The sequence below is a fragment of the Flavobacterium luteolum genome, assembly GCF_027111275.1.
GTDB lineage: Bacteria > Bacteroidota > Bacteroidia > Flavobacteriales > Flavobacteriaceae > Flavobacterium > Flavobacterium luteolum.
Window position 1 is genome coordinate 1,774,510 of the sequence record NZ_CP114286.1, and the last position, 25,068, is coordinate 1,799,577.

The 25,068-nt window shown below is 33.6% G+C and carries 23 protein-coding genes; 18 read left to right on the forward strand and 5 right to left on the reverse strand.

Features of this window, described 5'->3' with window-relative positions:
* Positions 1 to 46: 46 nt before the first annotated feature.
* The 14 genes from uvrC (at position 47) to OZP10_RS07750 (ending at position 17,602) form a co-directional block, all read left to right on the forward strand.
* Complete coding sequence (uvrC, locus tag OZP10_RS07685) at positions 47 to 1,840, forward strand: excinuclease ABC subunit UvrC (RefSeq protein ID WP_281634150.1); 1,794 nt, start codon at positions 47 to 49, stop codon at positions 1,838 to 1,840.
* Positions 1,841 to 1,847: 7 nt separating this feature from the next.
* Positions 1,848 to 4,118: a patatin-like phospholipase family protein gene (locus tag OZP10_RS07690; protein WP_281634151.1), complete on the forward strand. Its 2,271-nt coding sequence runs from the start codon at positions 1,848 to 1,850 to the stop codon at positions 4,116 to 4,118.
* 318 nt (positions 4,119 to 4,436) lie between these two features.
* Positions 4,437 to 5,594, forward strand: a complete 1,158-nt coding sequence (locus OZP10_RS07695; protein ID WP_281634152.1) for a homogentisate 1,2-dioxygenase — start codon at positions 4,437 to 4,439, stop codon at positions 5,592 to 5,594.
* Between the two features lie 154 nt (positions 5,595 to 5,748).
* Positions 5,749 to 6,108, forward strand: coding sequence for a four helix bundle protein (locus tag OZP10_RS07700; protein WP_281634153.1), 360 nt, complete (start codon positions 5,749 to 5,751; stop codon positions 6,106 to 6,108).
* An 87-nt stretch (positions 6,109 to 6,195) separates the two neighbouring features.
* Complete coding sequence (hppD, locus tag OZP10_RS07705; protein WP_281634154.1) at positions 6,196 to 7,356, forward strand: 4-hydroxyphenylpyruvate dioxygenase; 1,161 nt, start codon at positions 6,196 to 6,198, stop codon at positions 7,354 to 7,356.
* Between the two features lie 298 nt (positions 7,357 to 7,654).
* On the forward strand, positions 7,655 to 8,425 hold the full coding sequence (locus OZP10_RS07710) for a DUF3108 domain-containing protein (RefSeq protein WP_281634155.1): 771 nt from the start codon (positions 7,655 to 7,657) through the stop codon (positions 8,423 to 8,425).
* Complete coding sequence (locus tag OZP10_RS07715; RefSeq protein ID WP_281634156.1) at positions 8,425 to 9,366, forward strand: tryptophan 2,3-dioxygenase family protein; 942 nt, start codon at positions 8,425 to 8,427, stop codon at positions 9,364 to 9,366. Before OZP10_RS07710 ends, OZP10_RS07715 begins: the two co-directional genes overlap by 1 nt.
* A 25-nt stretch (positions 9,367 to 9,391) precedes the next feature.
* Complete coding sequence (locus OZP10_RS07720; RefSeq protein ID WP_281634157.1) at positions 9,392 to 10,612, forward strand: peptidoglycan DD-metalloendopeptidase family protein; 1,221 nt, start codon at positions 9,392 to 9,394, stop codon at positions 10,610 to 10,612.
* A gap of 36 nt (positions 10,613 to 10,648) precedes the next feature.
* Positions 10,649 to 11,269, forward strand: a complete 621-nt coding sequence (locus OZP10_RS07725; protein WP_281634158.1) for a hypothetical protein — start codon at positions 10,649 to 10,651, stop codon at positions 11,267 to 11,269.
* A 46-nt stretch (positions 11,270 to 11,315) separates the two neighbouring features.
* The gene (locus OZP10_RS07730) at positions 11,316 to 11,648 is read left to right on the forward strand and encodes a hypothetical protein (protein ID WP_281634159.1); all 333 of its coding nucleotides are present in this window, start codon (positions 11,316 to 11,318) and stop codon (positions 11,646 to 11,648) included.
* A 111-nt stretch (positions 11,649 to 11,759) separates the two neighbouring features.
* On the forward strand, positions 11,760 to 13,403 hold the full coding sequence (gene pgi, locus OZP10_RS07735; RefSeq protein ID WP_281634160.1) for a glucose-6-phosphate isomerase: 1,644 nt from the start codon (positions 11,760 to 11,762) through the stop codon (positions 13,401 to 13,403).
* 330 nt (positions 13,404 to 13,733) lie between these two features.
* Positions 13,734 to 16,493 carry a TonB-dependent receptor gene (locus OZP10_RS07740; RefSeq protein WP_349293758.1) on the forward strand — a complete coding sequence of 920 codons (2,760 nt, stop codon included), beginning with the start codon at positions 13,734 to 13,736 and terminating at the stop codon, positions 16,491 to 16,493.
* Positions 16,494 to 16,599: 106 nt separating this feature from the next.
* Entirely contained in the window at positions 16,600 to 17,022 is a 423-nt protein-coding gene (locus tag OZP10_RS07745) for a hypothetical protein (protein ID WP_281634162.1), read from the forward strand.
* Positions 17,023 to 17,113: 91 nt separating this feature from the next.
* Positions 17,114 to 17,602 carry a septal ring lytic transglycosylase RlpA family protein gene (locus OZP10_RS07750; RefSeq protein WP_177211742.1) on the forward strand — a complete coding sequence of 163 codons (489 nt, stop codon included), beginning with the start codon at positions 17,114 to 17,116 and terminating at the stop codon, positions 17,600 to 17,602.
* Positions 17,603 to 17,639: 37 nt separating this feature from the next.
* Here OZP10_RS07750 and OZP10_RS07755 read toward each other — a convergent pair whose 3' ends face one another.
* Positions 17,640 to 18,095, reverse strand: coding sequence for a DinB family protein (locus tag OZP10_RS07755; RefSeq protein WP_281634163.1), 456 nt, complete (start codon positions 18,093 to 18,095; stop codon positions 17,640 to 17,642).
* A gap of 80 nt (positions 18,096 to 18,175) precedes the next feature.
* On the opposite strand from OZP10_RS07755, the gene OZP10_RS07760 reads away from it, so the two are divergent.
* The 4 genes from OZP10_RS07760 to nadD all read left to right on the forward strand — a co-directional run bounded on the left by OZP10_RS07760 (position 18,176) and on the right by nadD (position 20,822).
* On the forward strand, positions 18,176 to 18,523 hold the full coding sequence (locus OZP10_RS07760; RefSeq protein WP_281634164.1) for an arsenate reductase family protein: 348 nt from the start codon (positions 18,176 to 18,178) through the stop codon (positions 18,521 to 18,523).
* Between the two features lie 95 nt (positions 18,524 to 18,618).
* Positions 18,619 to 19,479: a YicC/YloC family endoribonuclease gene (locus OZP10_RS07765; RefSeq protein ID WP_111425235.1), complete on the forward strand. Its 861-nt coding sequence runs from the start codon at positions 18,619 to 18,621 to the stop codon at positions 19,477 to 19,479.
* An 80-nt stretch (positions 19,480 to 19,559) separates the two neighbouring features.
* Entirely contained in the window at positions 19,560 to 20,132 is a 573-nt protein-coding gene (gene gmk / locus OZP10_RS07770; protein WP_274254654.1) for a guanylate kinase, read from the forward strand.
* 108 nt (positions 20,133 to 20,240) lie between these two features.
* Positions 20,241 to 20,822, forward strand: coding sequence for a nicotinate (nicotinamide) nucleotide adenylyltransferase (nadD, locus tag OZP10_RS07775; protein WP_111425237.1), 582 nt, complete (start codon positions 20,241 to 20,243; stop codon positions 20,820 to 20,822).
* A gap of 248 nt (positions 20,823 to 21,070) precedes the next feature.
* On the opposite strand, the gene OZP10_RS07780 is transcribed toward nadD, so the two are convergent.
* Genes OZP10_RS07780 through OZP10_RS07795 form a run of 4 tightly spaced genes read right to left on the reverse strand, consistent with a single transcriptional unit; the run spans position 21,071 to position 25,065 of the window.
* Entirely contained in the window at positions 21,071 to 22,540 is a 1,470-nt protein-coding gene (locus OZP10_RS07780; RefSeq protein WP_281634165.1) for a nicotinate phosphoribosyltransferase, read from the reverse strand.
* 11 nt (positions 22,541 to 22,551) lie between these two features.
* Positions 22,552 to 23,487, reverse strand: coding sequence for an ADP-ribosylglycohydrolase family protein (locus tag OZP10_RS07785; protein ID WP_281634756.1), 936 nt, complete (start codon positions 23,485 to 23,487; stop codon positions 22,552 to 22,554).
* 4 nt (positions 23,488 to 23,491) lie between these two features.
* Complete coding sequence (locus tag OZP10_RS07790; RefSeq protein ID WP_281634166.1) at positions 23,492 to 24,223, reverse strand: metallophosphoesterase family protein; 732 nt, start codon at positions 24,221 to 24,223, stop codon at positions 23,492 to 23,494.
* 2 nt (positions 24,224 to 24,225) lie between these two features.
* Entirely contained in the window at positions 24,226 to 25,065 is an 840-nt protein-coding gene (locus OZP10_RS07795; protein ID WP_281634167.1) for an ADP-ribosylglycohydrolase family protein, read from the reverse strand.
* Between the last annotated feature and the right edge of the window lie 3 nt (positions 25,066 to 25,068).

Consider the following 25,068-nt stretch of genomic DNA (forward strand, 5'->3'; position numbering starts at 1 on the left):
AATGGTTTTTGAAAAGCTTATCAAACATCTTCAGAAACACAATAGAATGCAAAAACCGTCCTTAGATCTTCAAATTTTAACGTTGCCTGATAGTCCAGGCGTTTATCAATATTATGATAAAGACGGGAAAATCTTGTATGTCGGAAAAGCTAAAAATTTAAAAAAAAGGGTTTCATCCTATTTCAATAAAATTCACGATACTGCCAAAACTAATGTATTGGTAAAAAAAATCGTGACGATAAAACACATTGTAGTTCCAACCGAAACAGATGCGCTTTTATTAGAAAACAATTTAATTAAAACACTTCAGCCAAGATACAATGTTTTGCTTCGTGACGACAAAACGTATCCATGGATTTGTATTAAAAAAGAACCTTTTTCGAGAATATTTTCAACTCGAAACATGGTCAAGGATGGCTCTGAATATTTTGGTCCATACACCAGTTTCAAGACAGTACATACTATTTTAGATTTAATTAAAGAATTATATCCGCTTCGAACTTGTAACTATGACTTGAGCGAATCAAACATTAATTCAGGAAAATTTAAAGTTTGTCTGGAATATCACATTGGCAATTGTAAAGGCCCTTGCGAAGGTTTGGAACCTTTGGAGGAATACCAAAGACAAGTCAATGCTATTCGCGAAATCCTAAAAGGAAACTTCAAAGAAAGTTTAAAGGATTTCAAGAAATTGATGAACAACTATGCTCAGAATCTACAATTTGAAGAAGCGCAAAAAATAAAGGAGAAAATTGAGGTTTTAGAAAACTATCAATCAAAATCGACCATCATTAATCCGAAGATTACCAATATTGATGTTTTCTCTATTGTTTCAGACGAAAGTGCTGCTTATGTCAATTTTCTTCAGATTTCTCACGGTTCGATTATTCGTTCGCATACTTTAGAAATGAAGAAAAAGCTAGATGAAAGTGATGAAGAATTACTGGAACTAGCCATCGTAGAACTTCGCGAGCGTTTTCAATTGTTATCAAAAGAAATTATTGTTCCTTTTGAAATGGATTTGGGCGAAAACATCAAAACTACTGTTCCGCAACTTGGAGACAAAAAACAGATTTTAGATTTGTCCATTCGAAATGCTAAATTTTATCGAATCGAACAATTAAAACAATTGCAAATTGTAGATCCGGATCGTCACGTAAATCGAATTATGGCGCAGATGCAAAAAGATCTACGTCTTCCGTCAGAACCTAGACATATCGAGTGTTTTGATAACTCCAACATTCAAGGAACCAATCCGGTTGCGGCTTGCGTGGTTTTTAAAGACGGAAAACCGAGCAAAAAAGATTACCGCCATTTTAATGTTAAAACCGTTGAAGGTCCAAACGACTTTGCTTCGATGACCGAAATCGTATATCGTCGTTACAAAAGATTATTGGATGAAAATGAACCTTTACCGCAATTAATTATTATTGATGGTGGAAAAGGACAGCTTTCGGCAGCATTAAAAAGTATCGACGATTTAGGCTTACGCGGAAAAGTAGCAATCATTGGAATCGCAAAACGTTTGGAAGAACTTTTCTATCCTGGTGATTCGATTCCGTTATACTTAGACAAAAAATCAGAAACTTTAAAAGTGATTCAGCATTTAAGAAATGAAGCACACAGATTCGGAATCACATTTCATAGAGATAAACGCAGTAAATCGGCACTTAATTCTTCGGTTGAAAGCATTCCGGGAATTGGCGAAAAAACCATGACAACATTAATACAACATTTTAAAAGTGTTAAAAGATTGAAATTGGCTACAGAAAAAGAAATTTCAGCTGTTGTAGGTGTTTCGAAAGCCAAAAAAATTGTCGACTTTTACAAAACCAATTAAAGTTTTTATGCGTTCATTCCAACTGTACATTTCAAAAATTCGGTTCAAAGGAGCTTATTCGTACGCATTCTCATTTGTTTTATTGATAACATTTTTGTTTTCGCAAGAATCTTTTTCGCAGGAAACAAAAAAAGACAGCGTGAAAAGACCAAAAATTGGTTTGGTTCTAAGCGGCGGCGGTGCCAAAGGTTTTGCTCATATTGGAGTTTTAAAAGTTTTGGAAGAAGCAGGAATCAAAATCGATTATATTGGAGGAACCAGTATGGGTTCTGTTATTGGCGGACTTTATGCTTCTGGCTACAATGCCTCTCAGATTGATTCTATTTTTAAAAAGACCAATTTTGACGAATTAATAAACGATTACATTCCGCGTTCGTCCAAAAACTTTTATGGCAAAAAGAATGACGAGTTGTATGCCGTTGTTTTACCTTTTAGCAATTTCAGAATCGGCATTCCAGAAGCGCTTTCAAAAGGAATGTACAATTATAATTTATTGAGCAGTTTAACTAGAAATGTACGCCATGTTCGCGATTTCAACAAACTGCCAACTCCGTTTTTATGTATCGGAACCAATATTGAAACTGGCGAAGAAGTTTTATTAAACAAAGGAAATCTGGTTCAGGCCATGATGGCAAGTGCAGCTTTTCCTTCTCTATTTACTCCTGTAGAAATTGACGGAAATCTGTTGGTTGATGGTGGTGTTGTAAACAATTATCCTATAAAAGAAGTTCGCAATCTTGGTGCTGATATTATTATTGGAGTTGATGTTCAGGACGATTTGCTGAAAAGAAAAAACCTTAAAAATGCTACGAGAATCTTGGTTCAGATTACCAATCTGCAGTCCATCGAAAAGATGAAGAGCAAAGTAAAAGATACCGATGTCTATATCAAACCAGATATTCGTGACTTTGGTGTTATTTCATTTGACCGAGGCGAAGAAATCATCAGAAAAGGAGAAGAAGCCGCTTTTGCTGTTTACGAAAAACTCAAAACATTGACGGATGAAAGCAATTTTTATAAAAAACCAAAATTAAAAGTTGCAACAGATACTCTTCATATTAAAGACATTAATACTGATAAATTAGAAAATTATACTAAAGAATATATTCGCGGTAAGCTTCGTTTTAAACCTGAAAGCACCATAACTTATGATGGACTTAAAGCTGGGATAAACAACTTAAATGCAACGCAAAACTTTAGCACAATCTCCTATTGTCTTCAGCCAGATGGCGACAAAGACGACTTGGATTTAGTTCTAAGAGAAAATCCGACCCAAACTTATCTAAAACTTGGACTTCATTATGACGGTCTTTACAAAAGTGCCGTTTTATTAAATCTTACTCACAAAAAGACTTTCTTAAAAAACGATGTTACTTCGTTGGATATTATTTTGGGTGATAATTTCAGATATGATTTTAACTATTATGTTGAAAATGGTTTTAATATCAGTTTTGGATTCCGTTCTAGATTGAATCAATTTAATCGAAATGTAACTACGAGTTTAAGTGGCGTTCTAAAAGAGAATCCCAATGTCAACCTTATTAATGTTGACTTCATGGATATAACCAATCAGGCCTATTTCCAGACCATTTTTGTACAGAAGTTTTTAATGGGTGGCGGCTTAGAATATAAATATCTAAAAATTAGCTCACCGACACTTACCAACGAAGACAACATAATAGAAAAAAGCAATTATTTTAGTGCCTTTGCCTATTTAAAATACGATTCGCTAGACGAAAAATATTATCCAAGTTCTGGATTATATTTTTCTACAGATTTGCAAACTTATATGGCATCATCAGATTATACAAAGCAATTCAAACCTTTCTCGATTGCCAAAGCTGAAATAGCAGTTGTTAGACCACTATTTAAAAAAGCAACTATAAAATTTGGAGCCGATGCTGGATTTAATATTGGCAGCGATAGTGTTCCGTTTTTTGATTTTATATTTGGAGGTTATGGATACAACAAAATAAACAATTTCAATTATTTCTATGGATATGATTTTCTAAGTATTGCCGGCAACAGCTATATTAAAACGGATATTAATATTGATTATGAAATCTTCAAAAAAAATCACATCAATTTATCTGCTAATTTTGCCAACTTAGGAGATGATATTTTTTCATCTGTAGATTGGATTTCTATGCCAAAGTACACAGGATACGCAGTGGGTTACGGTTTAGAAACTATTATTGGTCCTATAGAAGTAAAACAATCTTGGTCTCCAGAAATGTCAAAAAGCTTTACTTGGTTTAGTATTGGGTTTCAATTTTAGTAGTATAACAGAGAATACTTCAATAAATTCTACCTATTTTTTTACATCATAAAAATTATATCAAAAAAACTAAGTTATTTTATAGTAATAAATAATATAATTTTTATTTTTACTTCGAAAAAATTACGACATTTGTTATAATGAAAACAAATTGGACAGGTTTATTAGAGTATCTTCAATTCCTCATCAAGAGAAATCCTGAGTAATGGCTCTATCGAATTGAAATAATCAGTCAATTGCAAAAATTGAACTGATTATTATCTCTGCAATTCAAATTTTCGAATTATCTAATTTACTAATTATCTAATTGAAAAAGCCATGCCACTATATCATAAACTTGGGGATTTTCCTCAAAAGCGACACACCCAATTTGAAAAACCAAATGGCGGTTTTTACTACGAACAATTGTTTGGAACTGAAGGTTTTCATGGACATTCGTCGCTATCTTATCACGTACACAGACCAACACAGGTTAAAGAAATTTTAAACTCTTATTCGGTTGAACCTAAAATTGCAATCGGAAAAAATATAAAATCACTTCTTTTTAAAGGTTTTGAATTAAAACCTGAAAATGATTTTCTAGACAGCCGAAAAGCGATGTTAGTCAATAAAGACTGTATTATTGGTTTGGCTGCGCCGAAAGAATCGCTTCGAAATTATTTCTACAAAAATGCCGATGCCGATGAAATGCTTTTCATTCATAGAGGAAAAGGAAAATTAAGAACCATGTTAGGAAATATTCCATTTGAATATGGCGATTACCTAATTATTCCACGTGGTATTATTTATCAGATCGATTTCGAAACAGAAGACAACCGATTATTTTATGTAGAATCGTACTCTCCTTTTTATACTCCTAAACGTTATAAAAATCAGTCAGGGCAGCATTTAGAACATTCTCCATTTTGCGAGCGTGATTTTATTCTGCCAAACGAATTGGAAACACATGACGAAAAAGGTGATTTTTTAATTAAAATCAAAAAAGAAGGAATGATGCACGAAGTGGTTTATGCCACACATCCGTTTGATGTTGTAGGCTGGGACGGCTACAATTTTCCATACGGATTTTCAATTCATAATTTCGAACCTATAACTGGACGTGTTCATCAACCGCCACCAGTACATCAAACTTTTGAAACAGCAACTTTTGTTGTTTGTTCATTCTGCCCAAGACTTTACGATTATCATCCAAAAGCTATTCCAGCACCATACAATCACAGCAATATAGATTCTGACGAAGTACTATATTATGTTGATGGTGATTTTATGAGCCGTAATAATATCGAGCAAGGTCATATCACTTTACACCCTAAAGGAATTCCGCACGGTCCAGCGCCAGCCGCAATGGAACGTAGTATTGGTCACAAAGAAACTCAAGAATTAGCTGTTATGGTGGATACTTTCCGTCCGTTAATGGTTACTGAAGAGGCTATGGGATTGGATGACGGCCAGTACTATAAATCTTGGACGGAATAGTTTTTTAATGTGACAATGTGTCAATTAGATAATTAGAAAATTTCTTTAATTAGAAAATGTGTCAATTTGGAAATTAGACAATTAAATATTGTAATTTTAAACCTACAAAATAAATTATCTCATTATCAAATTTTCTAATTATCATATTAAACAAATGACTTTTAACGAAAAATATAAAGACAACGCTCTTTTAATAAAAACCTTCAACTTTGCATTAAATATAATTGATTATACAACCGAACTTCAAGATCAAAAGAAATTCGTAATTGCAAACCAATTATTAAAAAGCGGAACATCAATTGGAGCTAATTCAAAAGAGTCACAAAACGCAGAAAGCAAGGCAGATTTTATTCATAAATTAAAAATTGCAATTAAAGAGGCAGATGAAACAGAGTATTGGTTGTTTTTATGTGATGCCCATAAGGAATATCCAAATTGCAAGCGTTTAATAAACGATCTTTCAGAAATTTTAAAAATTTTAAACAAAATAATATCAACATCTAAGAGGAATTAGAAAATTAGAAAATGTGTCAATTAGAAAATTGATAAATTAAAGCATTTCAAAAATTATCTCATTTTCTCATTATCAAATTATCTAATTATGAGTAAAGAAGTTAAATCAGTAGAATACGGATTAGAAAAAATATTTGAAGGAGCACAAGATTTCCTTCCATTATTAGGAACAGATTATGTAGAATTTTATGTAGGTAATGCAAAACAAGCAGCTCATTACTATAAATCTGCATTTGGATATCAATCTTTGGCTTATGCTGGATTGGAAACTGGAGTAAGAGACAGAGCTTCTTATGTTTTAAAACAAGACAAAATCAGAATTGTTTTGACAACGCCATTAACAGCTGATTCTCCAATAAACGAACATTTGAAAAAACATGGCGACGGAGTAAAAGTTGCAGCACTTTGGGTTGAAGATGCTACAAAATCTTACGAAGAAACTATGAAACGTGGCGCTCGTTCTTTTATGGAACCAACGGTTGAAGAAGATGAATTTGGTCAGGTTGTTCGTTCCGGAATTTACACTTACGGAGAAACGGTTCACATTTTTGTAGAAAGAAAAAACTACAATGGCGTTTTCTTGCCAGGCTACAGAGAATGGAATTCTGACTTTAACCCAGAATCAACCGGATTAAAATATATTGATCACATGGTTGGAAATGTGGGTTGGAATGAAATGAATACTTGGGTAAAATTCTACGAAGACGTTATGGGATTCGTGAATTTCTTATCTTTTGATGACAAACAAATTACTACAGAATATTCTGCTTTGATGAGTAAAGTAATGTCTAACGGAAACGGAAGAATTAAATTCCCAATCAACGAACCAGCCGAAGGAAAGAAAAAATCTCAAATTGAAGAATATTTAGACTTCTACGGCGGACCTGGAATTCAGCATATCGCTATCGCTACAGATGATATTATTAAAACGGTATCACAATTAAGAGCTCGTGGTGTTGAATTTTTATCGGCTCCTCCTCATACATATTACCAAGCAATTCCTGAAAGATTGGGCGTTCATATGGATATGATGAAAGAAGATTTAAACGAAATCGAGAAACTTGCCATCATGGTAGATGCTGATGAAGATGGATACTTATTGCAAATATTTACTAAGCCAGTTCAAGACAGACCGACGCTTTTCTTCGAAATTATTCAAAGAATGGGTGCAAAAGGATTCGGTGCAGGTAACTTTAAAGCCCTTTTTGAGTCAATCGAAAGAGAGCAAGAATTGAGAGGAACGCTGTAAAATGTTAATTTTCATGCATAAAACAGCATAATTCTCCAAAAAACGATGATTTTTTTGCAAATGTTATGTTAAACTTGACTTTGGCTATTTGTTTTTTGAACTTTCTATCTATCTTTGCACTCGCAAATCAGGAAGGGGTGGTTTCCTTCCGAATTGATATAAATTTCATAATTTATAGTTTTTTGGTTAGTTAATAGCATAAAAACTCAGTCATCTTTGACTGAGTTTTTTTGTTTTGGTACATTTGGAATAAAATTTGCATTTGTCTACCTTTATAAATAAATGTAAAGATTGTACTATGAAAAAGCTCATCCTCATTATATTAGCACTAACACTACTTGCTTTCAGCCCTCAAAAAGAAGACGCTTTCGACACAGGAGAATATTTCAAATTTAGAATACATTACGGAATTGTAAATGCTGGATATGCAACACTTGAAGTAAAAGATGCTACCATAAACAACAAAAAGGTATTTCACTCTGTTGGAAAAGGTTACACAACTGGAATGTCCAAATTTTTCTTTAAAGTAGAAGATTTGTATGAAAGTTATTTTGACAAAGAGACAGGAAAACCGTACCGCTATGTCCGAAAAATTGATGAAGGTGGCTACACCAAAAATCAAGAAGGTTTTTTTAATCAGAATGAAAATAGAGTTTTAGTAAAAGACTATAAACGCAAAACAGAAAAAACAATCATTGTTACGGAAGGCGTACAAGATATAGTTTCTGCTTTTTATTATCTGAGAAACCACCCAAACATTGACAAACTTAAATCGGGTGAAGCCATTACAATTGACATGTTTTTTGATGATGAAATCACAAAATTTAAGTTAAAATATGTAGGTCGTCAAGATATTACGACTAAATTTGGAACCGTTTCTACGATGGTCTTCAAGCCATTGGTACAAACGGGAAGAGTATTTAAAGAAAAAGAGAGTTTAACGCTCTGGATAACAGACGATGTAAACAAAGTTCCAATTAGAATTAAAGCAGATTTGGCTGTAGGATCTCTTAAAGCCGATCTCGATGAATATAAAGGATTAAAAAGTCCACTAAAAGCAAAAAAATAATGAACCCTACAGATCATTCTGAAGCAATTTTAAAAGAAATTGACCTAAAATTTCAAGCCATAAATCAAAAAACTGATGTTCAATTAGAAGGATTGCTTTGGGCTAAACCAATCACTTATTGGGATTATATTCAAACTGATGCTCTATTAAATTTACAAATTCAGCGCACCACACTTCCTGACGAAATGGTTTTTATCATGTACCATCAGGTAAACGAATTAATCTTTAAAATGATTTTGTGGGAAATTGACCAGATTGCAGAAACAGAAAACATTCAGGTTGATTTTTTTAGCGAAAGACTATCAAGAATCACTAGATATTTTGACATGCTTACCAATTCGTTCAGCATTATGGAAAACGGAATGGAAGTAGATCAATACATGAAATTTAGAAATACTCTTACTCCAGCAAGCGGATTCCAGAGTGCTCAATATAGAATGATTGAATTTGCCTCTACAGATGTTATCAACTTAACAGATCGCAGATACAAAGCAAACTTTGATGAAAACACCGATTTAGAAACCAGTTTTGAACACCTTTATTGGCAAGCTGCCGGAAAAGACTATCACACTGGCGAAAAATCGTATTTACTAAATGAATTTGAAAAAAAATACAAAGAGCAATTTTTAAGACAAATGGCTTCGTTTAAAACGAAAAACATTTGGCAAAAATTCACGCAATTACCAATTGAAGATCAGCAAAATGCAGCGTTGATAGATGCAATGCGCCATTATGACAAAACGGTAAATATTACGTGGGTAATGCAGCACTTAAATACTGCAAGAAAATACATCTTGGAAAGCGGAAAAGGCAATGGAGAAGCAACAGGAGGAAGTGACTGGCAAAAATATATGCATCCAAAATACCAAAGACGCATCTTTTTTCCTAAATTGTGGACCGAAGAAGAATTGTCCAATTGGGGAAATGAAACTGAAGTTTAATTTCACCGCAAAAAAATAATAAAGTTTGAAAAGAGCAGTCGTAATTTTAATTGTCCTGTTTTCTATTTTTTCATGTAAAAAAACAGAAGAAAAAGTAGAAGCAAAAATTACTAAACCAGCAACCAAAAAAATAGAATTCGGTTTTAATTACGCAGACTTTAATGTTGTTAATGATACTATTTCAAAAGGAGATTCTTTTGGCTCCATTCTTCAAAGCCAAAATATTGGAGACAAAAAAGTCCATGATATTGTTGAGCAAGTAAAAGATTCTTTTAACGTAAGAAGCATTCGTTACGGCAAACCTTTCACTTTACTTCGCGCCAAAAACAAAACCAATAATTTAGAGGTTTTTATTTATCAGCCAGATGCTTTAAGCTATTATGTTATCGATTTAAGAGACAGTATTGCTAAAGCTTATAAAAAAGTAAAACCTGTTACTTTAAAAAGAAAAATTATTGGCGGAGTTCTAAAAAGTTCATTGTCTGAAACTCTAGGAAACGAAAGTGTAGAAACAGCTTTAGCAAGCAGAATTACAAAAGTTTTTTCTTGGTCAATTGACTTCTTCAAACTAAAAAAAGGAGATCGTTACGGATTAATTTTCACAGAGCGATTCATCAACGGAAAAACGTATGATGGCGTTGAAGAACTAGAAGCAGCATTTTTTGAATATAAAGGCAAAATTGTTTACGCCTTTCCATTTGAAAGAGATACCACTTCTGGAAAAATTGAATATTATGACGATCAGGGAAGAACACTTAAAAATTTCTTCCTAAAAACGCCAATTAAATTCAGCCGAATCACTTCGAGATTTACTATGAATAGATTTCATCCGGTACAGCACACTTGGAAAGCCCACAAGGGAACCGATTATGCAGCGCCAACCGGAACACCAATTTCTACCACAGCATCTGGAGTTGTAGAAACAACTGGATATACGGCAGGAAACGGAAATTTTGTCAAAGTAAAACATAACGGAACCTACTCTACTCAGTATTTACACATGTCTAAAATCTTAGTTCGTCGTGGACAGCGTGTTACTCAAGGTCAGACAATTGGTTTGGTAGGAAGCACAGGTTTGGCTTCTGGCCCGCACGTTTGTTATCGTTTTTGGAAAAACGGTGTTCAAGTTGATGCGCTTCGATTAAATCTTCCAACTGGAGAATCTTTAACAGGAAACGACAGAACTCGTTTTATGACACAGATTGAACCTTTGAAAAGAGAATTGGACAGCATTGGGAATCTGTAAATAATCTATTTTGCAATCTTTTTTGAATCAAAAGTCATGAAAAATGAACGCCTCAAAACCATTTACCATGAAACTTTTTCTGGTTTAAAACTATTCTACAGAGATACGAATCTTTCCGAAAGTTTGATTTCAAATTACAAAGTCGAACAGATTATTCAAGAAAAAGGTTTTACCGACATGAGTTCGATTGGCGGAGGCCTTTTTGGAAATTTCAGATATTTAATTGCAAGCGCGCATGCCAAAGATTTATCAAAATTCAATCCCGACTCTGCTAAGAATGGTCACTTTCTTTTAGATTCAATTGCTTATTTCAAAGTATTGGACATTCAAAAAATTGGTGACAAAACGCAAGTTTTTCTTTTGAATATTCCAGACAATTCAATCTCACTTTTCAAAAATTCATCTTCAAACTTAGAAGAAGAAATTATAGAAAAAGCTCAAAAACGCTTTCGCGAAAGAATCGATGCCGATTTAATTCCGGAATTGCAGACCGAAAATTGGAAAGAAAGAACAAAATCTCCTCTCGGAATGAGTGATAATGGTGAACTTTTTTTTGATGATTCTAAAATTAAAACAGAATCCCCTAAAAGAATTGATGTCGATATTTCGAAGAAAATCATAGAAATCAATAAAAAACCTTGGTGGAAGTTTTGGTAAAAGCCAAAGTTTCACAAAAGCATTTTTTAAAAAACGGTAAGTATTCATGAAAAAAAACTTATTGATACTTTTATCACTAATCACTGTGGGATGCTCCAATCCGAAGGTTTTTATTTTAAATGATAAAGAAGAAAGCAAATCCTTTGTCCAGAAATTAGTCGGCACAGCCTATGAAAAAGATTTAATTGGAAATTCACCTTTAATTGTAATTGATGGAATTCCATTTAAATACAACAAAAAAAAAGATACCATCCTATTGCCACTTAAAAAGTCCGACATCCTTACTTTAGATTTTTTAAACAAAAACAGCAGTCGTATCATTTACAATGAAAAAGAAAATGATGGCGCAATCATCATAACTTCAAAAATTCAAAACTAAAACTCATAAAACGTTTTCGTAACTAATTGTTATATAATCGCAAACCGCTCCCCTTTTAAAAGTTATTTCAGTATTTTTGTGTTTCAGAAAACAAACTCAATTATAGATAAAATGGCTTTAAACACAACAAACCCAACTGGGACTGAAGCGTGGAAAAATCTACAAAACCACTATAACGCAATTCACGAAACCACAATACAAGAATTGTTTCAACAAGATAGTGCGCGCGTTGAAAAATTCAATTTGCAATGGAATGACTTTTTAGTAGATTATTCAAAAAATAATATCAGTCAAGAAACAGTTTCTCTTTTATTAGAATTAGCAAACTCAATCGGATTGAAAGATGCAATTGCACAATATTTTGGAGGAGAATTAATCAATCAGACTGAAAATCGCGCGGTTTTACACACAGCATTGCGTGCTCCAGAATCGGCAGTTATCAAAGTAGACGGAGAAAATGTAATTCCTGAAGTTTACGAAGTAAAAAATAAAATCAAAAAATTTACTGAAGAAGTTATTTCTGGACAAAGAAAAGGCTACACTGGAAAAGCTTTTACAGATGTTGTAAATATTGGTATTGGAGGCTCTGACCTTGGTCCTGTTATGGCTGTTGAAGCTTTACAATTTTACAAAAATCACCTAAACACACATTTCGTTTCAAATGTTGACGGTGACCACGTAAATGAAGTTATCAAAAAACTAAATCCTGAAACTACTTTATTTGTAATTGTTTCTAAAACTTTTACAACTCAAGAAACGCTTTCGAATTCAGAAACTATAAAAGAATGGTTTTTAAAATCGGCTTCTCAAGAAGACATTGCAAAACACTTCGTGGCGGTTTCTACAAACATTAAAAATGTAACAGAATTCGGAATTAATCCAGACAATGTTTTCCCAATGTGGGATTGGGTTGGAGGAAGATTTTCTCTTTGGAGTGCCGTTGGTTTAAGCATTGCTTTGGCTGTTGGATTTGATAATTATAATGATTTATTAAATGGTGCTTATGAAATGGATGAACATTTCAAATCGGCCGAATTTGATGAAAACATTCCGGTTATTTTAGCTTTGTTAAGTGTTTGGTACAATAATTTTTATGGTGCCGAAAGCGAAGCTTTGATTCCATACACACAATATCTACACAAACTTGCTCCTTATTTACAGCAAGCTTTTATGGAAAGCAACGGGAAAAGTGTTGGCCGTGACGGAAAACCTGTTAACTATCAAACTGGAACAATTATCTGGGGAGAGCCAGGAACCAACTCACAACATGCTTTCTTCCAATTAATTCACCAAGGAACAAAAAGAATTCCAACAGATTTTGTGGGATTCGTAAAACCACTTTACGGTAACGAAGATCACCACGATAAATTAATGTCAAACTTTTTTGCACAGACTGAAGCTTTAATGAATGGAAAAACAGAGGCACAAGTTCAGGCAGAGTTTGACAAACAAGGACTTTCTGCTGACAAAGCATCCTACTTAAGACCGTTTAAAGTTTTTACGGGAAACAAACCAACGAATACAATATTGATTCAAAAACTTACTCCAAAAAGCTTAGGATCTTTAATTGCATTATATGAACACAAGATTTTTGTTCAAGGTGTTATTTGGAACATTTTCAGTTTTGATCAATGGGGAGTTGAATTAGGCAAACAATTAGCAAATTCTATCTTAGATGAAATCAATTCTAAGACTGTTAAGAACCATGACAGTTCTACTTCATTTTTGTTAAATCATTTCTTAAAAAACAAATAGAAACATTTATTTAAATATTCTATAACTTTTGAAACGTCCTAATTTCTAGTAAAATTAGGACGTTTTTTACATAAAATACCGACAAAAAGCAGAATTATTCGCCAATTTGCCTGTTTACACTTACAACGTTATTCAAATAATTACATTTTTAACAAAAAAGCTTCTCATAAATTCAAGAAAACAATATTTTTTTTAACGAAAAAAGAAATATTCATTTTAATGCGCAACACAAAAGACAAAACTGTTTTTTCTTAACATTTCGATAACATTATCTGAGTTATTTGTTATAATTTTGCCAAAAACAATAAACTCAATAACAAAATGAAGAAAATGAAAAATTGGTTACTGACTGGACTATTTTTTATGATAGTTTCGACCGTATTTTCTCAAGGAAAGGTTACTGGTAAAATTACCGACGGAACAGGCGGATTACCAGGAGCAAATGTAGTGATCAAAGGGTCTACTACAGGAACTTCAACAGACTTTGATGGTAATTTTTCCCTTACCTCAACATCAAGCACAGGAGAGATTGTAATCTCTTTTTTAGGTTATGACAACCAAACTGTAAAATTTACAGTAGCAAATGGCTCAACTGCAAACTTAGGAACTATCACTTTGGTAGCTTCAAATTCTAACGAATTAAGTGAAGTTGTAGTTACAAGCAGCATTATTGACGTTGCAAAGGACAGAAAAACTCCTGTTGCAGTTTCTACAATTAAAGCTGCTGAAATTCAAGCAAAATTAGGATCTCAGGAGTTTCCTGAAATCTTAAAAAGCACTCCATCTGTATATGCTTCAAAAGCAGGTGGTGGATATGGAGATTCAAGAATTGCGATTCGTGGATTTGACCAAAAAAATATTGCCGTTATGATCAACGGTGTGCCTATCAATGATATGGAAAACAGCTCTGTTTACTGGAGTAACTGGGCAGGTATCTCTGATGTAACTTCTGCAATGCAAGTTCAAAGAGGTCTTGGAGCTTCTAAACTGGCTATTTCTTCTGTTGGAGGAACAATCAATATCGTTACAAAAACATCTGACATGAAAGAAGGTGGATCTGTTTCTTCAAGCTTTGGTAACAACAATTACTTAAAAGCACAAGCTTCTTACAATACAGGAGTTATGAAAAACGGACTTTCTGCTTCTGTTTTATTCAGTAGAACAGCTGGAGACGGATACGTTAACGGTACTCAATTTGAAGGATACAACTATTTCATTGCTTTCGGTTACAAAGCTAGCGACAAGCATAACTTCCAATTTACATTTACAGGAGCACCTCAATGGCACGACCAAAGATCTCAATCTCCTCTTTTAAGTGATTTCTTAAAATTCGGAAGTAATGGTGATCCAAACATTAAATACAACTCTGATTGGGGTATGAGAAATGGTGAGGAATATAATTTAAAAACAAATTATTACCACAAACCTGTAATGTCTCTTAACTGGGATTACGATATCAACTCTACTACAAAATTATCTACAGTAGGTTATGCTTCATGGGGACGTGGAGGAGGAACTACTTCAGCTGGTGGTATTAAAGGTAGCACACCATACAATGGTAATACTTTAAGAAATGCTGACGGAACAATCAATTTTGATTTAATTGAAAACTGGAACTCTGGACAACCAACAACATTAGGAACAAGAACTCCGGTTAATGGTAAATATGAGAACGTTTCATCAACTGGTAATGCAACAAACCTAACTAATGGTTTATCTCAAATTGCTTCTGTAAACTCACACAACTGGTATGGTGCAGTAATCAATTTAGATAAAAAATTCTCTGAAAACTTTACATTTGATTTTGGAGTTGAGGGAAGAATGTACCAAGGTATCCACTTCCAAAACTTAATTGATTTACTTGGAGCTGATGTTTACAAAAACGTTGCTGACGTAAATAACAATCCTGGTTATTTCAGTACTACTTATGCTCCAAGACCAAATGGAAACCCATTTGTTAGTACAGACTATCAAGATAGAATTAACTACTGGAATGACAGTAAAGTTAATTACTATGGAGCTTTTACTCAATTAGAATATACTACTGGTAACTTTACTGCTTTCCTTCAAGGAGCTATTTCTCAACAAGCTTACCAAAGAATTGACCACTTTAAGTATACTTATGATAGCCCTCTTGCTAAAACAGGTTTCAAAACTATTACTGGTGGAGATATTAAAGCTGGAGCTAACTACAACATTAATGAGCACCATAATGTATTTGTAAACGGAGGTATATACTCAAAACAACCGTTTTTCAATGCAGTATACCCTAACAATTCTTCAATTGTTAATCCTAACCTTACAAACGAAAAAATCAAAGCGGTTGAAGTTGGTTACGGTTTCCGTTCTGGAATCTTTAATGCAAACTTAAATGCTTATTACACAACTTGGGATGATCGATTCACAACTGCTATTGATCAAGCACCAGCTAACCCAAGCGGATACTACACTTTCCAAGGTGTTAATGAAATACACAAAGGTTTAGAATTAGATGTTAATGCTAAGGTACTTGACAAATTAAAACTAAACGGTATGATCTCTATTGGTGATTGGAAATACAGCGGAAATGCTACTAGTAGCCGTTTTGATGTTGCTAACAACCCAATTAGTGGAGACCAACCTTTATACCTAGATGGAGTTAAAGTTGGAAACAATGCTCAAACTACAATGGCAATTGGAGCTGCTTACGAAATCTTAACTGGTCTTAATGTTGACGCAAACCTTAACTACTCTGAGAAATTATTTGGAAACATCGATGTGTCTAAATTTTCAGTTGCAAACAACAAAGGAGCAATGGAATTGCCTGGTTTCGCAACTACAGATGCTGGTGTATCATACAAATGGAACATCTCTCCTAAAATCGGTGCATTAAACTTCAGATTAAATGTAAACAACGTTTTTGATAAAATTTTCATCAACGAATCGTTTACAAACATCTTTACAAGTGATTACAAAACTGCTCCAACTCCTACAACGCCAGGTGTAACTTATGCACAAGCTGGAGAAGTTTACAACGGAGTTGCTACTGCAAACAGAGTTTACTTTGGTTACGGAAGAACTTGGAACTTTAGTTTACGTTACGATTTCTAAAATTTAGAATCTAAATAAATAATAAAAACGGCATTGACTTTTAAGTTTAATGCCGTTTTTTTATAGCCTTTTTTGTTATATTTGTTTTGAACAAAAAACACCCCTTATGTATAATTTTCTACAAAAATTTCACTCTGGCTGGGCATACTTAGCATTACTTCTTTTGCTAGTTGCAGTTGTAAATTCAATCATAGGATTTACTTCAAAAAAAGAGTTTACAGCTAAAGATCGTAAAATCGCTTTATTTGCTTTAATTGGAACACACACTCAATTATTGATTGGTTTAATCTTATATTTTGTTTCTCCTCTTGGAAAAGCGGCTTTTGGACAAATGTCTAATGCTGAATTAAGATTAACGTCTTTAGAGCACCCTCTAATTAACATTATCGCTATCATCCTAATTACTATCGGATGGTCTAAACATAAAAAATTAGTTAATAGTGAAGCTAAATTTAAAACCTTTGCTATTTTTTACGGATTAGGATTGTTGCTTATTTTAAGTAGAATTCCATGGAACCTTTGGTTCTAAAAAATACCAATTAAAAGCCCTTTTTCAGGGCTTTTTTTATCTCGGCATATTATTTGTACAAACTCCCCCCAAGTCTGAAAAAGAATAACCCATGAGAAATAAAAAAAATATTTTATTCGCCACAATCGCTTTAACGTTAATTAGCGGCTTTACCTATGTGATAAGCCAAACCAAACCTACAACAGAACCTAAAATTATTCAAGATACTGTTAAAAATATAAAACCAGTTATTATCCCATTGCCGGATTCTGTTTTTACAGACAAAGGTTTAAAACTAAGACCATACAAGAAAAACGCACATGCCTCCTACTATGCAGATCGTTTTAATGGAAAAAGAACCGCTAACGGAAGCAGATTTAACAACAACAGCTATACTGCAGCTCACAAAAAACTTCCTTTTGGAACTAGAGTAAAAGTAACTAATGAAGCCAATGGCAAATTTGTTATCGTAAAAATTACAGACCGTGGTCCTTTTGTAAAAACCCGAGAAATCGATTTGTCTAAAAGAGCTTTTATGGATATTAGCAAAAATAAAGGTGCCGGAGCAATGAAGGTCACCATTGAAACCATAATCGAATAAAAAAAAATCCCGCTTAAAGCGGGATTTTTTTTTATTCTTAAACAAATTTCTTCAATGCCATTATAGCACCAGTATGAAGTCCTTCATGATAATTATTAAAATCTAAGGCTCCTTGAATATGACGAAGCGTGAACCCGATACTCGTAGTATATTCGTGGTAATTGACAAATAAACCGCTTTCAAAATCATTTTTTGTTTTTTCTAATGTTGTTGAAAGCAATGTTCTAATTTCATCAACCTCGGCTTGAGAAACATCCCCTTCTGGTTTAGTTCCTTTTTTATATTTGTTAACGAAATCTTCTGAAACCATTGTTGGAAGACCCGATAATTTATAGACCAAAACCTGCTGCGAAGAAATACAATGACCTATATTCCAAATGATATTATTATTAAAACCATCTGGAATTTTGTTTAATTGCTCTAATGAATGACTATCTAAGAGTTTCAAAAGAATTTCCCTAATTGTTTTTTGTACATCAAAAACTGAACTCATAATTTTAATTTTTTTTCTAAAAATACTCATTTTTACGTTTCAAATGGATTTTCTTTGCATTCTAACAAATTCATAAAACAATGAACAAAATATATTACTTAGCTTCTTGCGATACCTGCAGAAAAATCATCAAAAGCTTACCTGAAAATAATTTAGTTTTTCAAGATATTAGACAAGATCCAATTACCGAAGAACAATTGGAAGAAATGCATAAACTTGCTGGAAGCTACGAAGCGTTATTTAGCAGAAAAGCTCAGCTATACAAATCCATGGGACTAAAAGATCAATCTTTGACTGAAGCCGATTTTAAAAAATACATATTGGAACATTATACTTTTTTAAGTCGTCCAGTTTTTATTATTGACGGAAAAATTTACATTGGCAACAGCCAAAAAAATGTAGCCGAAGTTATAAACGCACTATCGTAAGAATAACCGTAAATTTTGATCTACAAAACTGATTCACAATTTACAACGCAAAGCAGCAAACTTTTATTTATCTTTGCGCCTTTATACTCAATTATATGATACAATCTATGACAGGGTTTGGCAAAGCTTCTTTGCAATTGCCTACAAAGAAAATTACCGTTGAAGTAAAATCTCTAAATTCTAAAGGTTTAGATTTAAATGTAAGAATGCCATCAGTTTATCGCGAGATGGAACTTGGATTACGTACTCTTATTTCGACTAAACTGGAAAGAGGAAAAATTGATTTTGCTATCTATGTAGAAAGTACTGCAGAACAAACTTCAACTAAAGTAAACGTACCTGTTGTAAAAAATTATATCGCACAGTTAAAAGAGGTAAATCCAGATGCCGATGAAACTGAATTAATGAAAATGGCCGTTCGTATGCCTGATACATTAAAAACAGAACGCGAAGAAATTGACGAGAATGACTGGGAGCAGATTCAAGTTATCATTGATGAAGCGCTTCAGAATATTTTAAACTTCCGTAAAGACGAAGGAGAATCTCTTGAAAAAGAATTCAATTTAAGAATTGGAAACATTCGTCAATTCATGAACGATACATTGGCTCTTGATCCAGAACGTGTACAAGCCATTAAAGATCGTCTCCAGACTGCAATTTCAGAATTACAGGTTAATGTTGATGAAAACCGCTTTGAACAAGAATTAATCTATTATTTAGAGAAATTAGATATTACCGAAGAAAAAGTCCGTTTAGGCAATCACTTAGATTACTTTATAGAAACCCTAAATGGAACCGAAGCCAACGGAAGAAAACTTGGTTTTATCACTCAGGAAATGGGACGTGAAATCAATACAATGGGTTCCAAATCAAATCATGCTCAAATGCAGAAATTGGTCGTGATGATGAAGGATGAATTAGAGAAGATTAAAGAGCAGGTTTTAAACGTTTTATAAGGCAATAAGCTATAGGCAACAAAATACCGCACAAATATTAAAGCTTAAAGCATATTGCTTAAAGCCTAAAGCATAAACTAATGAACAAAGGAAAATTAATTGTTTTTTCGGCACCCTCAGGCTCGGGAAAAACAACTATCGTAAAACATTTATTAGGTCAAGAAGATTTAAATCTTGAATTTTCGATTTCGGCAGCATCACGTGCACCACGTGGAGAAGAAGTACACGGAAAGGATTATTATTTCATTTCATTGGAAGAATTCAAAAAACACATTAAGGCAGAGGATTTCTTGGAATGGGAAGAAGTGTATCGAGATAACTTCTACGGTACTTTAAAATCTGAAATCGAAAGAATCTGGGCCATGGGAAAAAACGTGATTTTTGATATTGATGTCGCTGGAGGATTACGTATTAAACATAAATTTCCAGAACAAACTTTAGCCGTTTTCGTAAAACCACCAAGTGTTGACGAACTAAAGCGCAGATTGAAGCAGCGTTCTACAGAAAGCGATGACAAAATCAATATGCGTATCGCAAAAGCATCTGTTGAATTGGCAACTGCTCCCCAATTTGATGTAATTATCAAAAATTATGATTTACCTGTAGCTTTGGAAGAAGCTCATCAATTGGTTAAGGACTTCATAAGTAAATAATTTTATTCCGCAGAGATACACAAAGAAAAACGCAAAGATTCGCCAAGTTGAAATAAAACTTTGCGAATCTTTGTGCTATCTTAGCAACTCCCTATGAAACTCTAGAAAATGAAAATAGGTTTATATTTCGGAACTTACAATCCCATTCATGTTGGTCATTTGATCATTGCAAATCATATGGCAGAGTTTGCAGATTTAGATCAGATTTGGATGGTTGTTACACCTCATAATCCGTTAAAAAAGAAATCGACATTATTAGACGATCAGCAGCGTTTGCAAATGGTTTATCTAGCAACAGAAGATTACACAAAGATAAAACCATCAGATATCGAGTTTAAGTTACCTCAGCCGAGTTATACTATAATTACGCTTGCTCATCTTAAAGAAAAATATCCAACTCATGAGTTCTCTTTAATTATGGGTGAAGACAATCTAAAAACGCTTCATAAGTGGAGAAACTATGAAGTAATTCTTGAAAATCATGATATTTATGTGTATCCGCGTATTTCTGACGAACCCGAAAATGTCGAATTAAAATCGCATCCAAAAATTCATGTAATTGATGCGCCTATTGTTGAGATTTCTTCGACTTTTATTCGAAACAGCATTAAAGAAGGTAAAAACATTCAGCCTTTATTGCCGCCAAAGGTTTGGGAATATATTGATCATAATAATTTTTATAAAAAATAAATAATTTGAATTGCCTCCAGTTTTAACTGGAGGTTTTTTATTTCTCACAATCTTGTCATTTCGACGAAGGAGACTCGAGCGATAGCGAACAGGCGAAGCAAATCTTCGTTTGAAACTCTACAAAGATTGGCGATTAACTGTATGGAGTTACTTGCGAAGATTTCTCCTTCGTCGAAATGACAGACAGAATGTAAAAAATTCAAATCACAAAAAAAGCCTGAACTTACATTCAGGCTTTCGTTTTATAATTAAGCTTCGATACTTACTTCGCTTTTTACTCTCGTTCTGATTTCACTCAGTGATTGATCAATCAAAAGTTTTCCATCTCTGAAAACTTCTTTCAATTCACCCTGTTTTTCTTCTTCCCAAGAAACATTATCAGTTAAATGATACTTTCCATCGATTAAATCAATTTTCATTAATCCTTTAGCCGATTTTTTTGTTCCGTCGTCTGTAATTGGATCTTTGAAAATGGCTCTTCCCTCTCCGTTTACTTCTCCATAAGTTGCTTTCATTGCAAATCCGAAAGTATCTCTGGTGTTATATTGATAGGTGAAAGATCCGATTCCTAAAACCACATTTGTAGATGCAAATCCTTTTTCTTTTAATCTTTCGCAGATTTGAGTGGCTCTTGCTACCGTAATACTGTCTCCATAAATAGCTCCAATTTGCGGAACCAATTCTTTGAATCCTTTCGCATTTGTTGTTCCACCAAAAACGTCCCAAAGCAATTCGATAACTCCTTTTTTCTCCTGTTCTGTTTTTCCGTTTGGATTTCCACAGATAATATCAACTGGGTCACCGCTATCAGGACGAATTACGACTTTACCTTCTCTAGAAACAATATCTTCTCTCAATCTTGGAAGATAATCCGTTAAAACTTTCCATAAATCCCAAGTATCAGACACGATAGAAACAATTCCTTTTGGGTACACTTCTGTAATTAATCTTTTGAAAGTTTCGTACTCGCCTTCTGTAGTTCCCATACACATAACAGAATGTTCTGTTGCAGCTACTGAACCTGCAACCAATTCCTGATCTGAGTTCGCTTTGTAATATTCTTCTAAGAAATCAATCGCTGGAATCGTATCAGAACCTGTGAAGCTCAATAAGTGTCCTGATGCAGAAGTTAAAGCCGCTTCAATTCCGCCCATTCCTCTCATTGAGAAATCGTGCGCTTGCCAATCTACAAATTCCGGAACAGATGAAGTCTGATCTGCATATTTATCTAAGACTTTTCTATACTCTTTTGCAATTGTTGCTGAGTTGCAAGGAAGCCAGATTACGGCAGATAGTAACGTTTCGAAATAATTGGTTAGCCAGAAAAACTCTGGAATGGTATTATACATCGTAAACATTGGCACTCTCAAAGGAACGCTTGCTCCTTCTGGCAAAGCTTTAAAAACCATCGGAATGTATCCTAAATCGTGTAAATCTTCAATATGTTTAGTTCCAACTTGGTTTTCGCCTAAATAATTATTGATTCTGCGAGCGTACTTTGCAACAACTTCTTCTTTTGATTTTTTAAAGAAATACTCTTCAAAGTCATGAATAATATATTTTTTGATGAAATACTGTAATCCGAAAAACACGACTTCATCAACTTCTTCTAATCTAGATTTACGAGGAGTCCAGTTAGAATATACTAATGTTGTTCCGTCTGGATATTGTCTTCTGTGGTCAACTTTGTAACCGTCGGTTAATAATAGTGGGTTCATATATTTTCTATTTATATTTTTTGTGATAATCGTATTGCTAAATCTTTAACATCATTAAATCTGACCAAATTGTCAATCCATTTTTGTGGCATGCTTTCCATTCCGTAATAAATTCCCGCCAATCCTCCTGCAATTGCGCCCGTTGTATCGGTATCTTCACCTAAATTAACTGCTTTTAAAACCGTTTCTTTATAAGAATCTGAATTTAAAAAACACCAAAGGCTTGCTTCTAAACTATGAAGAACATAACCGGATGAATAAATTTCATTTTCTGGATATTCAGAAATATCATTTTTCAAAATCCTATCAAACAATCCAATTTCCGTTGAATTAAATTCTTTGCTTTCTAGAAATTTTGCAACAACAATTTGCATTTCTTTATAAGCTTCTAATTTATCTTTATCTTTTAGAATCTCCAAACAATAAATAACATAAATAAAACAAGCAAAAACTGAACGGAAATGAGCATGCGTTATTGACGAAACTTCTTTTACTTTTTTATAAATGACTTCTATATCTTTCTCTTTCTGAAGATAAAAAACCAATGGCAAAATACGCATTAAGGAACCATTGCCGTTATCGCTTTCAGAAAATCCTCCGCATAAATCTGGCTGATGCCCTTTCGCTATATTGTGAATCGCATGAGTAGTCGCTATTCCAATATCGAAAACTCGTCCATGCGGTGTCCACATTTCTGCGGAATACCATTTCACAAAATTCTTAGCGATATCAGTTAAATCATAACCCGAGCATAAACTTTCCGCTAGACAAAAGGCAAGCGAGCTATCATCACTCCAAGTTCCAATTGGTTGATGGTGTGTTCCAAAACCAAACATTTCAGTAACTGGATTTGCTTTTAAATAGGCTCTCGACTGAAATTCTACCGGAACGCCCAAAGCATCACCAACCGCTAATCCAAATAAACCTGATTCTATTTTACTTTTCATCATCTTATTTATTTCTTCCTTTTTCATTTGGATAAAATGTCTGTACGACATCACTCTGCCAAAATTCTTTTGTTTGAATATCTATACAGCTTAATTTTCCATAAAAACCTGCTCCAGTATCAATATTCCAGACATTGCATCCTTTCATAGGAATTTCGACATTATAATGAAGTGTTGGCGTATGACCGATATAAATTTCATTAAAAAGCAATAATCGTTTTGGGTATGAAAGTGAATCTTTTTGGATTCTTTTATCCATCGTTAAAGCCATTTCCCAAAGTGTTCTATCCCAAGAATAATTGGTTTTATAATGCTCTTTTTCTGGTCCATGCATAGATGAAAATCCAGCGTGAATAAACAAATTATTGTTTTCGTCTACAAAGTAATCTTTCATTCCGTTGAAGAATTCGAGATGCTTTTCTTTATCTGAAGAATCAATTCCCTTATAACTTTCTATAGTCGATTTTCCTCCGTGCAAAAACCAAATATCATTTACAGCATCATTCTGTAACCATTCCTGACACCAAGAATCATGATTTCCTTTTATAAAAATACATTCCTGTTTTTGAGATAAATCAACAAGGAAATCAATTAACTGTTTAGATTCGCTCCAACCGTCAACATAATCACCTAGAAAAATAAATCGGTCATTTTCTGAATAATTAATTCTTTCTAACAACTGAATTAATGCTTTTAATCCGCCGTGAATATCTCCAAAAACTAAGGTTCTTTTCATGATTAACTAAACTTGTTTTTCAGTGCAATATCCAATTGAATTAGAAAATCTTTTCCGAATTTATCATTTTCCAACTCTTCATGTAGAAACAAAGGCAATGTCTTCTCACAATTCTGTTTCTGACTTAAAATTGCCATAGACAATGCTGCAACAGTATCGGTATCTCCGCCGTAACTTATTCCTGTTTTTAGACAATCTTTCATAGAAACAGCTTCAGAAACCATTTTAATTACAGCTTGTGTCGTTGGATATCCATGCATATCAATTGGAGAAGTAATTCTATAATTTTCATTCTCCTTTAAAGTCTGGTTCAAAAAATCTATCAAAGTAGATCCATCACCAAGATTATATTTAAAATAATGAACTGCCAAAGCGATGCGTTTAGCACAGCTTATTCCTTCAACTGTATTATGCGAAGTTTTTGCCTGAATCTCACAGAACTCCAATATTTGTTTGATATCTTTTAAATGTCCAATTGAATACGCTCTCATTGCAGAACCATTTCCGCTGCTTCCATTATCGATTATTTTGATAAAATCTGAACCATTTTTACTGGCATCCAAAGCGTTATAGACTCTGTCTGAATATCCTCTTCTTTTATCTCTATGAAATACCTCAACAAACTTATCTGCTACTTTTATCTCGTTCCAATTATCATCTTCAAGCAGCAATTCTGAAATAGCAATTGCCATTTGAGTATCATCAGTATATTTTTTATAAATCTCTGTATACATTCCGTGTTTATCATACTGAGTCAGATTGTTGTTTTTAGAAATAAAATCTAAATCTCTAAACTCGAAACCTGCACCATATGCATCGCCTATTGCTGCTTCTAAAATCATAAT

Bases quoted from the DNA above. Each gene is read 5' to 3' on its own strand.
- OZP10_RS07795 (WP_281634167.1), bottom strand. From the start codon at position 25,065: ATGATTTTAGAAGCAGCAATAGGCGATGCATATGGTGCAGGTTTCGAG.
- OZP10_RS07700 (WP_281634153.1), top strand. From the start codon at position 5,749: ATGACTTTTAACGAAAAATATAAAGACAACGCTCTTTTAATAAAAACC.
- OZP10_RS07725 (WP_281634158.1), top strand. From the start codon at position 10,649: ATGAAAAATGAACGCCTCAAAACCATTTACCATGAAACTTTTTCTGGT.
- OZP10_RS07710 (WP_281634155.1), top strand. From the start codon at position 7,655: ATGAAAAAGCTCATCCTCATTATATTAGCACTAACACTACTTGCTTTC.
- gmk (WP_274254654.1), top strand. From the start codon at position 19,560: ATGAACAAAGGAAAATTAATTGTTTTTTCGGCACCCTCAGGCTCGGGA.
- OZP10_RS07760 (WP_281634164.1), top strand. From the start codon at position 18,176: ATGAACAAAATATATTACTTAGCTTCTTGCGATACCTGCAGAAAAATC.
- OZP10_RS07730 (WP_281634159.1), top strand. From the start codon at position 11,316: ATGAAAAAAAACTTATTGATACTTTTATCACTAATCACTGTGGGATGC.
- OZP10_RS07765 (WP_111425235.1), top strand. From the start codon at position 18,619: ATGATACAATCTATGACAGGGTTTGGCAAAGCTTCTTTGCAATTGCCT.
- OZP10_RS07695 (WP_281634152.1), top strand. From the start codon at position 4,437: ATGCCACTATATCATAAACTTGGGGATTTTCCTCAAAAGCGACACACC.
- OZP10_RS07755 (WP_281634163.1), bottom strand. From the start codon at position 18,095: ATGAGTTCAGTTTTTGATGTACAAAAAACAATTAGGGAAATTCTTTTG.
- OZP10_RS07715 (WP_281634156.1), top strand. From the start codon at position 8,425: ATGAACCCTACAGATCATTCTGAAGCAATTTTAAAAGAAATTGACCTA.
- uvrC (WP_281634150.1), top strand. From the start codon at position 47: ATGCAAAAACCGTCCTTAGATCTTCAAATTTTAACGTTGCCTGATAGT.
- OZP10_RS07785 (WP_281634756.1), bottom strand. From the start codon at position 23,487: ATGAAAAGTAAAATAGAATCAGGTTTATTTGGATTAGCGGTTGGTGAT.
- OZP10_RS07740 (WP_349293758.1), top strand. From the start codon at position 13,734: ATGAAAAATTGGTTACTGACTGGACTATTTTTTATGATAGTTTCGACC.
- OZP10_RS07690 (WP_281634151.1), top strand. From the start codon at position 1,848: ATGCGTTCATTCCAACTGTACATTTCAAAAATTCGGTTCAAAGGAGCT.
- OZP10_RS07780 (WP_281634165.1), bottom strand. From the start codon at position 22,540: ATGAACCCACTATTATTAACCGACGGTTACAAAGTTGACCACAGAAGA.
- OZP10_RS07750 (WP_177211742.1), top strand. From the start codon at position 17,114: ATGAGAAATAAAAAAAATATTTTATTCGCCACAATCGCTTTAACGTTA.
- hppD (WP_281634154.1), top strand. From the start codon at position 6,196: ATGAGTAAAGAAGTTAAATCAGTAGAATACGGATTAGAAAAAATATTT.
- pgi (WP_281634160.1), top strand. From the start codon at position 11,760: ATGGCTTTAAACACAACAAACCCAACTGGGACTGAAGCGTGGAAAAAT.
- OZP10_RS07790 (WP_281634166.1), bottom strand. From the start codon at position 24,223: ATGAAAAGAACCTTAGTTTTTGGAGATATTCACGGCGGATTAAAAGCA.
- nadD (WP_111425237.1), top strand. From the start codon at position 20,241: ATGAAAATAGGTTTATATTTCGGAACTTACAATCCCATTCATGTTGGT.
- OZP10_RS07745 (WP_281634162.1), top strand. From the start codon at position 16,600: ATGTATAATTTTCTACAAAAATTTCACTCTGGCTGGGCATACTTAGCA.